This window comes from Brevundimonas sp. M20, assembly GCF_006547065.1.
Lineage (GTDB): Bacteria > Pseudomonadota > Alphaproteobacteria > Caulobacterales > Caulobacteraceae > Brevundimonas.
In genome coordinates, this window is record NZ_CP041243.1 from 2,728,080 (window position 1) to 2,741,129 (window position 13,050).

Genomic DNA, 13,050 nt, shown 5'->3' on the forward strand with positions numbered 1-13,050 from the left:
CGTCAGTCGTCAGACCGATTTGCGTCAGGATCGCGGCGAAGCTGTCCTTCGAAGAGAATATCGGCCAGCCGGGCCTCCTCCTCGGGCGAAAGCGGCGCGACCTCGGCCTTGCGGCGGCGGGCGAAAGTCAGCAGCAGAGCCCCGACCGCCAGCACCACGGCGAACGGCCCGAACCAGAGAAGCCAGGTCCCGGCCCTCATGGGCGGGGTGAACAGGACAAAGTCGCCATAGCGACGGACCAGATCCTCGCGAATGGCCTGATCGCTGCGTCCTGCGGCGATCTGGTCACGCACCAGCCCGCGCATGTCGGACGCGATGCCCGCCGGGCTGTCGGCGATGGCCTCGTGCTGACAGACGACGCAGCGGATGTCCTCGAACAGACGTTTGGCGCGGGCTTCCTGAGCCGCATCGGGCAGGGGACGATCAGGCGCGGGCGCCGGTTCAGCGGCGATCAGACCCACGGCGGCGACAGCGATCAGCAGGGCGCGCTTCATGCGGCGACCTTCCGTGCTCCGACGGCCAGCCGCAAGCGGCGATCCATCAGCGACAGCACGCCCCCCAGCGCCATGATCAGCGGGCCGACGAAGATCAGCCGCGCCCACGGGTTCCACCACACCCGAACGTTCCAGGCTGGAGCGCCGTCGGCGGTCTGCGCCCGCTCGCCCAGCACCACATACACATCGTCCAGCCCGCGAAAATCGAGCCCCACCTCGGTCGTGGTCTGGCCGCCCGTGGGGAAGAAACGACGCTCGGCGGTGACGGTGCGGCTCCGCCCGCCGGGAACCGACACGATCAGATGGCCCTGCTCGGCCAGATAGTTCGGCCCCTCGACAACGCGGACATCATCCAGCGTGACGGTCCACTTGCCCGCCTCAAGCGACTGGCCGACAGCCAGCGGGCGCGCGGCCTCGATGCGATAGCCGGTCTCGACCACCGCCCCCAGGACGAAGACCCCCAGCCCGGCGTGAGCCAGGGTCATGCCCCAGGCGCCCAGCGGCAGGCCCTTGGCCCGGCGCAGGGTCTCGGCCACCGGCGCGCGGAACAGCTTGATACGTTCCGCTGTCTCGGACAGGGCGCCGAGGATCAGCCAGACCCCCATGCCGATGCCCGCCGCCGACAAGGCCTTGCGCGGCTCGAACACGGCGAAGGCCAGCAGGGCGAACACCACCGTCAGACCGGCCGCCACGGCCAGCCGCTGGGCCGCGCCCTTCGCGTCACCGCGCTTCCACGCCAGCAAGGGTCCGGCGGGCAGGATGATCAGGGCCACCGTCATCAGCGGGACGAAGGTCAGGTTGAAGTAGGGCGGACCGACCGAGATGGCGGCGCCCGACGCCGCCTCAAGGATCAGCGGATACAGGGTGCCCAGCAGCACCGTCGCGGCGGCGGCGGTCAGGAACAGGTTGTTGATCACCAGTGCGCCCTCGCGGCTGATCGGGGCGAACAGGCCGCCGCCCTTCAGCTGCGGCGCCCGCCAGGCGAACAGGGCGAAGGCCAGGCCGGCGGTCACCCCGAGGATGGCCAGCAGCACCAGACCTCGCTCGGGGTCGACGGCGAACGCATGAACGCTGGTCAGCACGCCGGACCGGACGAGGAAGGCGCCCAGCATGGAGAAGGTGAAGGCGAGCAAAGCGAGGAAGGTCGTCCAGCCCGCCAGCGCCCCGCGCCGCTCGGTCACCACCGCGCTGTGCAGAAGGGCGGCGCCCGCCAGCCAAGGCATGAAGCTGGCGTTCTCGACCGGGTCCCAGAACCACCAGCCGCCCCAGCCCAATTCATAGTAGGCCCAGAAGCTGCCCAGCAGGATGCCGACGGTCAGGAAGGCCCAGCTGGCCAGCGCCCAGGGACGCACCCAACGGCCCCATGCGGGCCAGAAGCTGGCGTTGGCCCGTCCCTCGATCAGGGCGGCGACCGCCAGCGCGAAACAGACCGAGAAACCGACATAGCCGCAGTAGAGCAGCGGCGGGTGGAAGGCCAGGGCCGGGTCCTGCAGCAGCGGGTTCAGGGACTGGCCCTGGAACGGCGCGGGGTTCAGGCGGGTGAAGGGGTTGGAGGTGAAGACGGTGAAGGCCAGGAACAGGGCGCCAAGCAGGCCCTGGGTGGCGACCGCGCAGGTCTTCAATCCGAACGGCAGGTTCCGCGCCCGCGCCAGAGCGGCGCCGAACACGGTCATCACCAGACACCACAGCAGCAGCGAGCCCTCGTGGCTGCCCCAGGCGGCGGCCACCTTGTAGAGCATGGGCTTGTCGGTGTGGCTGTTGGCCGCGACGTTGGCGACCGAGAAGTCCGACACCGCGAAGGCGAAGATCAGGCACAGGAAGGCCACCAGCACCAGACCGGCGGCGGCGATGGCCGCCCCGTTGGCGGCGCCCGCCAGAACGGGGCTGCGCCGGATGCGCCCGGCGGCGGCGATCACTGCCTGCAACACCGACAGGACAAGCGCGAGAATGAGGGCGAAGGCGCCGGTTTCAATGATCACGAGGCGGGGCCTCCGGCTTCAGGACGCCATTCGCCCTTGGCCTTCAGACTCTCCTGAACCTCGCGCGGCATGTAGTTTTCATCGTGCTTGGCCAGAACCTGGGTCGCGCGGAACGAACGGTCCGGCAGGAAGGCGCCCTGCGCCACGATCCCCTGCCCCTCGCGGAACAGGTCCGGCAGGTCGCCGCGATAGACCACACGGGTCGTGGCGACATTGTCGGTGACGACGAAGGCGACCTCGCCGTCCCCGGCGCGCTGCACGCTGCCGACCTCGACCAGTCCGCCCAGACGGATCACCCGGCCCTCGGGCGCCTTTTCCAGCGTCGCCTCGGAGGGGGAGAAGAAGAAGGTCACGCTGTCGCGCATGGCGTACAGCGACAGGCCGACAGCCAGCGCGAGGATCGGCGCCACGGCGATGAAGATCCAGAGGCGGCGACGCGCCTTGGGCGATTTGGGCAACCAGCTCATTGGGCGCCTCCGGGGGGCAGGCGGCGTTCCAGATCGGTCCGTCGCGGATCCTGCGGGTCCAGCGCGGCGATCAGGGGCGCCCACATCCGGCGGCTCTCGGCGGCGTCACCGCGCGCCAGCGCCGCCTCGCCGAGGAAGTACAGGGCGCCCAGTTGGCCGGGGTCCAGCTTCAAGGCTTCGCGGAAAGCGGCCTCGGCGTCCGCGCCGATAGTCCCTCCGTTGGCGCGAACGAGGCTTTCGCCAAGTCGCGCCCAGCCCTGTGCGTCGCCCGGCGTCAGCTCTAGCAGACGGCGGAAGGCGGAGGCGGCGCCGATGGCGTCCCCGGCCTCGAACCGCGCCGCGCCCAGCATGGCCAGCGCCTGCGTATTGTCCGGCTGTTCGCGCACCTGCCGTTCGATCACGGCGGCGATCTGAACCGGAGCAAGCGGCTCGGACAGGGTCGCCCATTCATCGACCCGGCGTTCATAGGGCTGGTCCGGCAGGCCCGAGGCGCCGAACATCAGATACAGGCCCAGCGCCGCCGCCACGGACAAGCCAATCCCCGCCAGCACGACGACCCGATCCTTCGACCCGGCGCGCAGTTCGGCGGGGGCCCGCTGCGCCGCCAGGATACGGCGACCGGCCTCGGCGCGCGCCGCGACCCACGCGGCCTCGCCCATCAGTCCCCGGGCCTTCAGCCGGTCCAGTTCAGCCAGTTCGGCGACCGAGGCGGCGTTTTCGACTGCTTCGCCCGCGTCCGCGCCACGCCGGGCGCCGGTCAGCACCAGCAGCCCCGATAGGGCCGCCAGCAGGCCTGTCATGATCCAGAAGAACATCATCGCCGCGCGATGTAGCCGATCAGGCCGCCCGCGACGAGGCCCCGCTTGTCGCGGGGCCGCCACCGGCGACCGCGGCCCGGCGCCGCACCGTCCGCGCGGCGTCCTTTGATTCAATCAGTTCGAGATAGCGGGCCGCGACGGAGACCAGCCGAAGGGCATGCGTCTCATCCGGCGCCTCGCCCTCGTTGACCATCGTCAGGACCTCGTCCGCATAACCGCTGAGCCGCTCGGTCAGGGTGTCGACCAGCGCCTTGCGCGCCGCCTCGCTGCCGAAGATGGCGGCGGCGCCGCGCGTGGCCCCGACCAGCCGCAGCAGGGCCAGGGCCGCGTCGGCGGCCTCGCCCCGCGCGGCGGCGTCCAGCATCGGCGCCATCCGGCTCATTCGCCCCGAGGTCTGCACGCGGGTCAGCGGCAGGGCCTTGTCCACCGCCTTGTCCGCCGTGCGCAGCAGGCCCGAGAGCCAGCCGGACACCTTCACGCGGCTGTCCCGGACACGGCGGCCCCACTCGGAGTCCGGATCGAGCGTCAGGGTCACGTCCAGTTCGGCCAGAACGCCCGCGCACCAGTCCAGATCAGCGATGGCCGTGTCGACGCCCCCGGCGGTCTTGCCGGGCTGATAGGCCGCCAGCCGGGCCGAGCGCTCGTCCACCCCGTCCAGCAGACGATCCACGAAGCCCGCCAGCTCGGAGGCGCTGAGGAAGCCGCGCCGTCCCGCGACGCCGGACGTCCGGGTGATGATCCGCAGCACCAACACCGCGTCATCCAGTTGGGAGAACAACATCTCCAGCAGGCGCCCGGCTCCATCGTCGTGGATGTCGGAGCAGTCCTTCACCAGCAGGCGCAGTTCGGCCAACTGGTCGCCATCGGGACGTTTCAGCCAGACCTCGATCGACGGCAGGCCGCGCCGGGCCAGATGGGCGAGGTCCAGACAGCTGGCGAGATCGAACAGCCCCTGCTCCCGCCGCGCGGGCTCAAGATCCTCGGGCCAGACCAGCGCCGGGCGGTCGCGCACGGCGGCGGCGGCGGACAGGCAGTAGCGGTTGGCGACCGCCGCGGCGTCGGGGCCGTCCGGATCGTCCAGGCGGGGCAACAGGCCAGGTTCGCGCTCGATGGCGGCGCGCCACAGGCGGGGCAGAACCGCTGGAGGAAAGCTCATGGAGCCGATGCCGTCCGCCCGCCGCTGGAACATCCGGGCGACGGGAGCCAGCACGAAGGCCCGCCGGGCGCGGTCGCGCATCTCCTCGGCCAGCATCAGGCGCAGCTCGGCCGCCCGACCACCCGGCAGGGCGGCGACCGCCGCCGCAACCGATTTCAGGACAGTCTCCGGGCATCGCCCGATCAGGGCGGCCAACGCGATGCGATGGGCGGCGGTCAGCCCGGACATGAAACCTCTTCCAACCGCACCCGGTGAGGAGACAGGATGAAGGCTCAGGGTTAACAGCCCCTGACTGAAGGTCTCAGATTTCAGCGGTCGGGAGCTCGAGCAGGACCTTCAGCCCGCCCATGTCGCTGTCGCCCAGGGTGATCTTCCCGCCATAGGCGCGGGTCAGCTCGACCACGATGGACAGACCGAGCCCCGAACCCGGCGTGGTCTCGTCCATCCGCATGCCGCGTTGCAGGGCGGCCTCGCGCTGGTCGGCGGGCAGGCCGGGGCCGTCGTCCTCGACCACCACGACCATCTGGCCCAGATGAGTCGGGCCGGCGGAGATGCGGACGCGCCGCTTCGCCCATTTGCAGGCGTTCTCCATCAGATTGCCGAGGATCTCCTGCAGGTCCTGACGCTCGCCACGGAAGCCCAGTTCATCCGGGGCGCGCCAGTCGATCTCGACGTTCTTCCACTCGAACACCCGTTCAAGCATCACGGCCAGTTCGTCGATCACCTCGGCGATGGGGGTGCGCTCGCCCAGCAACTGGGCGCGGGCGGCGGCGCGGGCGCGGCGCAGGTGATGATCGACCTGGGCCTTCATCACCTCGGTCTGCTTGCGGACCATGTCGGGCAGCACGCCCTCCTGCGTCCCCGCCTCGGCCAGCATGACCGACAGCGGGGTCTTCAGGGCATGGGCCAGATTGCCGACGTGGGTGCGCTGGCGCTCCACCGTCTCCTGGTTCTGGTCCAGCAGGCGATTCACCTGCTCGGCCAGCGGCTGGATTTCCACCGGATAGCTGTGCGCGATCCGCGCGGCCTTGCCCTTGCGAACGTCGGCGATCTCGTTGCGCAGACCGAACAGGGGGCGCAGGCCGATCTGCACCTGCAGGAAGACCGCGATCACCAGCCCCACGCCGAGGATCAGCAGGGCGATCCAGGTGAAGGTCGCGAACTGGCGCGCATCCGCGTCGATGGTCGAGCGGTCGATCCCGGCCATCAGCACCAGCGGCGCATCGCGCCCCGGCAGGGTCTTCAGACTGGCGGCGACCCGTAGCGGCCTGTCGATGGGCCCCTCGGCATTATAGCTGATCGTCTGGCCGAAGGCGTCGCTGAGCCGGTCGGCCAGCCCCGCCGGTACGATCAAATCCTCGCCTGCCAGAGACGGCGACCGGGCCAGCATGCGCACGCCGCCCTGCCCGTCCAGCTCGCCGATCGCCCAGTACTTCCCCGACAGGGGCCGCAGGGTCAGCGAATCCTTGATCTCGGCCACCGTCACGCCCTCCGGCGTCACGGTGGTGGCCAGCACCACGTCGTCGATGGTCTCGTTCAGCACGAAGCCAAGACGACGCAGGGTGCTTTCCTCATACTGGCGCGTGAGGGCCCAGCCGGTCAGCAGCAGGGCGACCACGATCCACGCGGCGGCCAGCCAGATCAGGCGACGGGTCAGACTGCGGCCGGGACGACCGATCCAGCGGCCCCAGCTTTTCGGCTCGGCAGCCGTCGTTTCGCCCCCCGACGCGTCGGTCACGCGGCTTCGGACTCGCCCGCCAGCGGCGTCAGCCGGTATCCGAGACCGCGCACGGTCTCGATCCGGTCAGAACCGATCTTCTTGCGCAGGCGACCGACGAACACCTCGATGGTGTTCGAGTCGCGGTCGAAGTCCTGATCGTACAGGTGCTCGACCAGCTCCGTGCGGCTGATGACCCGGCCCTGGTGCATCATCATGTAGTGCAGCAGGCGGTACTCCAGCGAGGTCAGGCGCAGGGGCTCGCCGTTGACGCTGGCGCGCGCCGCGCGCGGGTCGAGCCGCAGGCCGCCGCACGACAGGGTCGCCGAGGCGATGCCCGCCGACCGGCGCAGCAGGGCGCGCAGGCGGGCCAGCAGCTCCTCGGTGTGGAAGGGCTTGGTCAGATAATCGTCGGCGCCGGCGTCGAAGCCCGACACCTTGTCCGACCAGGCGCCGCGCGCCGTCAGGATCAGGACCGGCGTGGTCTTGCCGTCCCGACGCCAGCGCTCCAGCACCGACACGCCGTCGATCTTGGGCAGGCCCAGGTCCAGCACCACCACGTCATAGGGTTCATTGTCGCCCAGATAATGGGCTTCCTCGCCGTCCGAGGCGTGATCCACCGCATAGCCGGCGTCACCGAGGGCCGTCTTCAGTTGGCGGGACAGATCGACGTCGTCTTCGACCAGAAGCACTCGCATTGGGGTATCCTACCGACTGGCGTCGACGGTGACGTTGAAGATGCGGCCGTCGCGCTCGAAGGCGAAGACGTAGCTGCTGCCCGACTGGCCGCGGTAACCCACGAAGCGGGCGCCGCCGGCGCGGGACTGGGCGATGCGTTGGGCCTCGGCCTGACTCATCTGCGGGCGCTCGCGCTCCCGAGGCGGTTGCTGCTGCTCACGCCCCGGCGGACGGCGATCACCGCGCGGACCATCCTGAGCGGCGGCGACCGAGAAGGGCGCGACAGCCAGCAGGGCGGCGGCAAGAATGACGGACATCCGTTTCATGGTGACGGGTTTAGTCTCGCGGCTCTGAACGACGGCTGAACGAACAGTCTAGACATATTTCAGTTCGTCCGCGCGGACGAAGCATCTTTTTGGGGCCACGGACCGTCGGCCCTTCGGGACCTCCCGACCCCACGCGGCCAAATAGCCCCTTACGCGCGCGCGGATCATTTCTCCCCTCGCAGGACGACGGCCCAAAGCGTGACGGCGATTTCATGCAGATGAACGTTAACTGACTTTCGCTGTTCAGATCGGGCTCAGGCCGGGGCTGCTTTTATCCACGTCAACGCAGCCACATCGGTTGCGAGAACAGGAGAGACCCGATGTTCAAGAAAGCCATCATCCCCGCCCTCGTCCTGGCCGCGGCTTCCGTCGCGGTCCCGGCCACCGCCTCGGCCCAGCAACACCGCGGCGATCGCGGCGACCGGTACGAGCAGAACTACCGCGGCTGGCAGCCGATCGCGCAGCGCAAGTACAACCTGGATCGTCGCATCGACCAGGGCGCGCGCAACGGTCAGCTGAGCCGTCGTGAAGCCACCCGCCTGCGCAGCGAGCTGAACTCGCTGGTGCGCCTGGAGTACAGCTACCAACGCGGTGGCCTGTCGCTCCGCGAGCGTCAGGATCTGGACCGTCGCTACGACCGCCTGTCGCAGCAGGTCCGCTACGAGCGTCGCGATCGCGACGACCGTCGCTGGTAACACCTGGCCTTCCCTCCCCGAGAGGTCAGCGAGGGGCGCGATCCGATAGGGTCGCGCCCCTTTCCTTTGGTCAAAGCCGCAGCATGCTCTCGATGACTGTCACCGCCTGTCCCCGCAACAGGACGCGGTCGCCGTTCAGGACCGTGCCGATATCGCCGCCACGACCGGGGAAGACCTGCCGGAAACGCACCCCGGCCCGTCCCAGCTTGTCCGCATACAGCGGCGCCAGGATGCAGTGCGCCGAGCCGGTGGCCGGGTCCTCGTCCACGCCGCAGCCCGGCGCGAAGAAGCGGTCGACGACATCGACGTCGTCGGACGGATCAGCGGCAGCGCAGACGATCACCTGCCCCGGTTCGCCCGCCTCGCCCTGAAGCGCCGCCAGCGCCCGGATGTCCGGCGCTACCGCATGAACGGCGGCGGCGTCCGCCAGAACGGCGACCAGATAGCGCCCGGCCCAGACCTCCACCGGCTCAACGCCCAGCGCCTCCGCCAGCCCGGCGAGCGGCCCGGTGCGGCGCGGCGGATCAGACGGGAAGTCCATCTCGTAACCACCCTGGGTGGCCCGCACGATCAGCGGGCCGGAGCGGGTGCCGAAGGTCAGGGCGTCAACCGACAGGCCCAGCTCCGCCAGCAGCACATGGGCCGAGGCCAGCGTGGCGTGGCCGCACAGATCGACCTCCGTCCCCGGCGTGAACCAGCGCAGACCGAACCGCGCGGGATCATTGGTGCGCAGCAGGAAGGCCGTCTCGGCCTGATTGTTCTCCTTGGCCAGCGCCTGCATCCACGACGCATCGGGCCACTGGTCGAAGGGCTCGACCACGCAGGCGGGGTTGCCCCGGAACGGCGCGGCGGCGAAGGCGTCGATGGTCCATTGTTTCATCACACACCCTCTACCTTCAGTTCCGGCCACCGCGTCTGTGCGCTGGCCACGGCCTTGTCCCAGCCCTTCGCCAGCGGGCGGTTGGGATTGGGGCGCAGGATCATGTCGAACATGTCTTCAAGGCCAAACGGCGCCGCGACGCTGATCGAGTCGTCAGCCTCCAGCCGGACGCCGACCGAGAAGGCGGGGGCGACGAAGCGGGACAGGGCGGTGTCGGTGTCGGGCAGGGCCTCATAGGGCTCGCCGAAACGGTCGGGGAACCAGATGTGGACGCGGGCCTGATTGCGGACCTCGACGATGTCGCGGAAGGGCGGCTCGAAGGCGGCGGCGACCTGCTTGATCACCACGTCCTCGGCGTCCCAGCTGGTGTCCGGGTCGAAATAGCCGAGATCGTAGTCCTTGATCCCGTAGCCCGCCGGGCGGCCGGTGAGGTCGTTCCAGACGGCCTGATAGACAGCGCCCGAGAAGACCCGCCAGTCGTTCAGGCCGAGGCTCCGCACCGTCGTCAGGACGTGCATCAGATCGGGGTTGGCGCGGATGATCTGACCGAGCCGGGCCTCGAGGTCGCTCATCGGCGCAGCGTCCAGCCATGGTCCAGCGGACCATGGCCGCAGCCGAGGCCGGGGGCGCGGCGGATGGCTTCGGCGACATAGGCCCAGGCTTCGGTGACGGCGAGTTCGAGCGGCAGGCCCTTGGCCAGACCGGCGGCGCAGGCGCTGGCGAGGGTGCAGCCGGTGCCGTGGGTGTGGCGGGTATCGACGCGTTCGCCCTCCAGCAGGGTCTCGCCGTCGGCGGTGACGAGCACGTCGATGACGCGGTCGCCGGTGGCGACGTGGCCGCCCTTCATCAGGACCGCCTTGGCGCCCATGCCCAGCAGGAACTCGCCCGCCCGGCGCTGGCCGTCCAGATCGGCGACGGTGAGTCCGGTCAGGGCCTCGGCCTCGGGCGCGTTGGGGGTCAGCAGGCTGGCCCGCGGGATCATCAGCGAGCGCACCGCCTGCACGGCCTCGTCCGGCAGCAGGGGATGGCCGCCCTTGGCGATCATGACGGGGTCCACGACCGTCGCGGCGTCGGAGCTGTCGAGGATGGCCGCCACCCGTTCGACCACGTCGGTGGAGCCCAGCATTCCGGTCTTGATGGCGTCGGCGCCGATGTCATCCAGCACCGCCCGCGCCTGCGCCTCGATCAGGTCCAGCGGCAGGGGATGGACGCCGTGAACGCCCAGGGTGTTCTGAACCGTGATGGCGGTGATCGCCGTGGCCGCGAAGCCGCCCATGGCCGTCACGGCCTTGGTGTCCGCCTGTATGCCCGCGCCGCCGCCCGAGTCAGAGCCAGCGATGATCAGGACGCGTCCGAGAGAGGTCATCCCCTGCGAATGGCCGAGTCCGCAGCGGCGGGCAAGGGCGCGACAAACTGAACCCGGCTTCGGCGGCCTTCCGACGCGCATTCCGCCCCGGTCTTAACTACATAGGGAATATCGGAACAGGAGATCGTCGTGTCGCGAAAGACCGTGGTGATCGTGGGCGCCGGGTTCGGCGGGCTGGCTGCGGCCCGGGCCTTGAAGGGCGCCGATGTGGACGTGGTGCTGATCGACCGCACCAACCACCACCTGTTCCAGCCCCTGCTCTATCAGGTCGCCACCGCCGCCCTGTCGCCCGCCGACATCGCTACCGCCTCGCGCACCCTGCTGCGGGGCCAGAAGAACGTCACCGTCCTGATGGGCGAGGTGACCGGGGTCGATGCGGCGGCGAAGGTCGTGCGGCTGAAGGACGGGCCGGAGCAGGCCTATGACTGGCTGATACTCGCGACCGGAGCGGCCTACAGCTTCTTCGGTCACCCTGAGTGGGCTGACGACGCCGAGGTGCTGAAGTCGCTGGACGACGCCCTGACCATCCGTCGCAAACTGCTGGCGGCCTTCGAGAAGGCGGAACTGACCGACGATCCGGAAGAGGCGCGCCGGCTGATGACCTTCGTCGTCGTCGGGGCCGGACCGACCGGAGTGGAGACCGCCGGCACGATTGCAGAGATGGCGCGGATGACCCTGCGCCACGACTTCCGTCGCATCGACCCGACCAAGGCGCGGGTCATCCTGTTCGAGGCGGGACCGAGGGTGCTGACCGCCTTCCCCGAAGACCTGTCCGCCTATGCCAAGAGGGCTCTGGAGGAGCTGGGTGTCGAGGTGCGCACAGGTACGGCGGTGGAGGCCATAGCGGACGGCGTGGTGCGCGCGGGCGGCGAGACCATCGCGGCGGCGGCCGTGCTGTGGAGCGCCGGGGTCGAGGCGCGTCCGGCGGCGAAATGGCTGGGCGCCGAGGCGGTGCGGAACGGCGGGGTGGTGGTCGATGCGACATGCGCCGTGCCGGGCGTTCCCGACGTCTTCGCCATTGGCGACGTGGCCAGCTTCCGGCAGGACGGAAAGCCCCTGCCCGGTCTGGCGCCGGTGGCCAAGCAGCAGGGCAAATGGGTCGGCAAGCTGGTCCGCGCCCGCGCCGAGGGACGGCCCGATCCGCCCGCGTTCCGGTATCGCGACTGGGGGACCATGGCGGTGATCGGACGGTCGAAGGCGGTGGCCCTGCTGGGGCCGTGGAAGCTGACCGGCTTCATCGCCTGGCTGGCCTGGTCGCTGGTCCACCTGATGCTGCTGATCGACTTCCGCAGCCGGGTGATCGTCTATGTGAACTGGACCTGGGCCTGGTTCACCATGGGGCGTGGGGCGAGGCTGCTCACCCGGCTGCCGTGACCGCCGCCTGCACCGCCAGCGCCTGAACGGTCTCGCGGACATCGTGGACGCGGATGATCTGCGCGCCGCGCCGGGCGGCCTCGAGCGCGAGGGCCAGCGAGCCGCCGAGGCGGTCGGAGGCGTCCACGGCGGTGGGGTCGATGGCGGCGATGGTGCGCTTCCGGCTGGCCGCGTAGAGCACCGGCAGGCCGGTCGCGCCGAGGCGTTCAAGGTTGGCGGTCAGGGCCATGTTGTGGGCCAGCGTCTTTCCGAAGCCGATGCCGGGGTCGAGCCAGAGGCGTTCCGGCGCGACGCCCGCGGCCATCACCTCGCCCGCCCGGATCGCCAGCCAGTCCACAACCTCGGACACCACGTCATCGTAGTGAGGCGCGTCCTGCATGGTGCGCGGCTCGCCCTTCATGTGCATCAGGACCACGTCGCAGCCGAGGTCCACGGCGGTCGGCAGGCTGGCGGGCGAGAAGCCGAGGGCCGTCACGTCGTTCCAGATGTTGGCCCCGGCGCCGACGGCGGCGGCGGCGACCTCGGGCTTCATGGTGTCGATGCTGATGGGGCCGTCCCAGAGGGCGCGCAGGCCCGCGACGACGGGCGCGGTGCGCATGACCTCGTCCTCAAGGCTGACCGGCTCGGCGCCGGGCCGGGTGCTCTCGCCGCCGATGTCGAGGATGTCGGCGCCCTGCCGGACCAGCTCCAGCCCATGGGCGACGGCGGCCTCGACCGTGTCGTGCCGCCCGCCGTCCGAGAAGCTGTCAGGTGTGACATTGACGATGCCCATGACGCGGGGACGGAGAACGGCCATCAGTCCTTGCCCCCGATCAGGTTGCCGAGCGCGAACAGATAGCTCTTGAAGGCGTTGCGGCCGGGCTCGGTGATGGAGACGCGGGTCAGGGGCTTGTTGTTCACGAAGCTCTTGTCGATGGCGACGTAGCCCGCCTCCTCCAGCTTCTTGAGGTGGACGGAGAGGTTGCCCTGGGTGGCTTCCAGAACGGTCTTCAGTTCGGTGAAGTCGGCGGTCTCGACGTCGGCCAGATAGACCATGATCCCCAGCCGCATGCGACCGTGGATGACCTCGTCGATCCGTCCGAGATCGGCCAGTCCCATGC

Annotated in this window: 15 protein-coding genes; 2 read left to right on the top strand and 13 right to left on the bottom strand. The window is 70.0% G+C overall.

Going from position 1 to position 13,050, the window contains the following annotated elements; genetic code table 11:
* Nucleotides 1-2: 2 nt before the first annotated feature.
* The 8 genes from FKQ52_RS13415 to FKQ52_RS13450 all read right to left on the bottom strand — a co-directional run bounded on the left by FKQ52_RS13415 (nt 3) and on the right by FKQ52_RS13450 (nt 7,635).
* On the bottom strand, nt 3-494 hold the full coding sequence (locus tag FKQ52_RS13415; protein WP_141627643.1) for a cytochrome c-type biogenesis protein: 492 nt from the start codon (nt 492-494) through the stop codon (nt 3-5).
* Nucleotides 491-2,473: a heme lyase CcmF/NrfE family subunit gene (locus tag FKQ52_RS13420; protein ID WP_141627644.1), complete on the bottom strand. Its 1,983-nt coding sequence runs from the start codon at nt 2,471-2,473 to the stop codon at nt 491-493. The genes FKQ52_RS13415 and FKQ52_RS13420 overlap by 4 nt, the downstream gene beginning before the upstream one ends.
* Nucleotides 2,470-2,940 (bottom strand): cytochrome c maturation protein CcmE, encoded by a 471-nt coding sequence (gene ccmE / locus FKQ52_RS13425; RefSeq protein ID WP_141627645.1) that lies wholly within the window; start codon nt 2,938-2,940, stop codon nt 2,470-2,472. Before ccmE ends, FKQ52_RS13420 begins: the two co-directional genes overlap by 4 nt.
* Nucleotides 2,937-3,758, bottom strand: coding sequence for a c-type cytochrome biogenesis protein CcmI (ccmI, locus tag FKQ52_RS13430; protein WP_141627646.1), 822 nt, complete (start codon nt 3,756-3,758; stop codon nt 2,937-2,939). The genes ccmE and ccmI overlap by 4 nt, the downstream gene beginning before the upstream one ends.
* Before the next feature lie 19 nt (nt 3,759-3,777).
* Nucleotides 3,778-5,142, bottom strand: a complete 1,365-nt coding sequence (locus tag FKQ52_RS13435) for a hypothetical protein (protein ID WP_141627647.1) — start codon at nt 5,140-5,142, stop codon at nt 3,778-3,780.
* 73 nt (nt 5,143-5,215) lie between these two features.
* Nucleotides 5,216-6,652 (bottom strand): sensor histidine kinase, encoded by a 1,437-nt coding sequence (locus FKQ52_RS13440; RefSeq protein WP_141627648.1) that lies wholly within the window; start codon nt 6,650-6,652, stop codon nt 5,216-5,218.
* Complete coding sequence (locus tag FKQ52_RS13445) at nt 6,649-7,329, bottom strand: response regulator transcription factor (protein ID WP_141627649.1); 681 nt, start codon at nt 7,327-7,329, stop codon at nt 6,649-6,651. The genes FKQ52_RS13440 and FKQ52_RS13445 overlap by 4 nt, the downstream gene beginning before the upstream one ends.
* A gap of 9 nt (nt 7,330-7,338) precedes the next feature.
* Nucleotides 7,339-7,635, bottom strand: coding sequence for a hypothetical protein (locus FKQ52_RS13450; protein WP_141627650.1), 297 nt, complete (start codon nt 7,633-7,635; stop codon nt 7,339-7,341).
* A gap of 320 nt (nt 7,636-7,955) precedes the next feature.
* Here FKQ52_RS13450 and FKQ52_RS13455 point away from each other — a divergent pair, with 320 nt between their 5' ends.
* Nucleotides 7,956-8,330, top strand: coding sequence for a hypothetical protein (locus FKQ52_RS13455; protein ID WP_141627651.1), 375 nt, complete (start codon nt 7,956-7,958; stop codon nt 8,328-8,330).
* Between the two features lie 70 nt (nt 8,331-8,400).
* Here the strand turns inward: FKQ52_RS13455 and FKQ52_RS13460 are convergent, their stop codons facing one another.
* The 3 genes from FKQ52_RS13460 to thiD are packed head-to-tail and all read right to left on the bottom strand — an operon-like array spanning nt 8,401 to nt 10,576.
* Nucleotides 8,401-9,210, bottom strand: a complete 810-nt coding sequence (locus tag FKQ52_RS13460; RefSeq protein WP_141627652.1) for a PhzF family phenazine biosynthesis protein — start codon at nt 9,208-9,210, stop codon at nt 8,401-8,403.
* Nucleotides 9,210-9,782, bottom strand: coding sequence for a nucleotidyltransferase family protein (locus tag FKQ52_RS13465; RefSeq protein ID WP_141627653.1), 573 nt, complete (start codon nt 9,780-9,782; stop codon nt 9,210-9,212). The genes FKQ52_RS13460 and FKQ52_RS13465 overlap by 1 nt, the downstream gene beginning before the upstream one ends.
* Nucleotides 9,779-10,576 carry a bifunctional hydroxymethylpyrimidine kinase/phosphomethylpyrimidine kinase gene (gene thiD / locus FKQ52_RS13470; RefSeq protein ID WP_141627654.1) on the bottom strand — a complete coding sequence of 266 codons (798 nt, stop codon included), beginning with the start codon at nt 10,574-10,576 and terminating at the stop codon, nt 9,779-9,781. The genes FKQ52_RS13465 and thiD overlap by 4 nt, the downstream gene beginning before the upstream one ends.
* Nucleotides 10,577-10,705: 129 nt before the next feature.
* Here thiD and FKQ52_RS13475 point away from each other — a divergent pair, with 129 nt between their 5' ends.
* Nucleotides 10,706-11,950 (top strand): NAD(P)/FAD-dependent oxidoreductase, encoded by a 1,245-nt coding sequence (locus FKQ52_RS13475; protein ID WP_141627655.1) that lies wholly within the window; start codon nt 10,706-10,708, stop codon nt 11,948-11,950.
* On the opposite strand, the gene folP is transcribed toward FKQ52_RS13475, so the two are convergent.
* Entirely contained in the window at nt 11,934-12,746 is an 813-nt protein-coding gene (gene folP, locus FKQ52_RS13480; protein WP_141627656.1) for a dihydropteroate synthase, read from the bottom strand. The two genes, FKQ52_RS13475 and folP, sit on opposite strands and share 17 nt — an antisense overlap.
* Nucleotides 12,746-13,048, bottom strand: coding sequence for a transcriptional regulator (locus tag FKQ52_RS13485; RefSeq protein WP_141627657.1), 303 nt, complete (start codon nt 13,046-13,048; stop codon nt 12,746-12,748). Before FKQ52_RS13485 ends, folP begins: the two co-directional genes overlap by 1 nt.
* Nucleotides 13,049-13,050 lie beyond the last annotated feature (2 nt).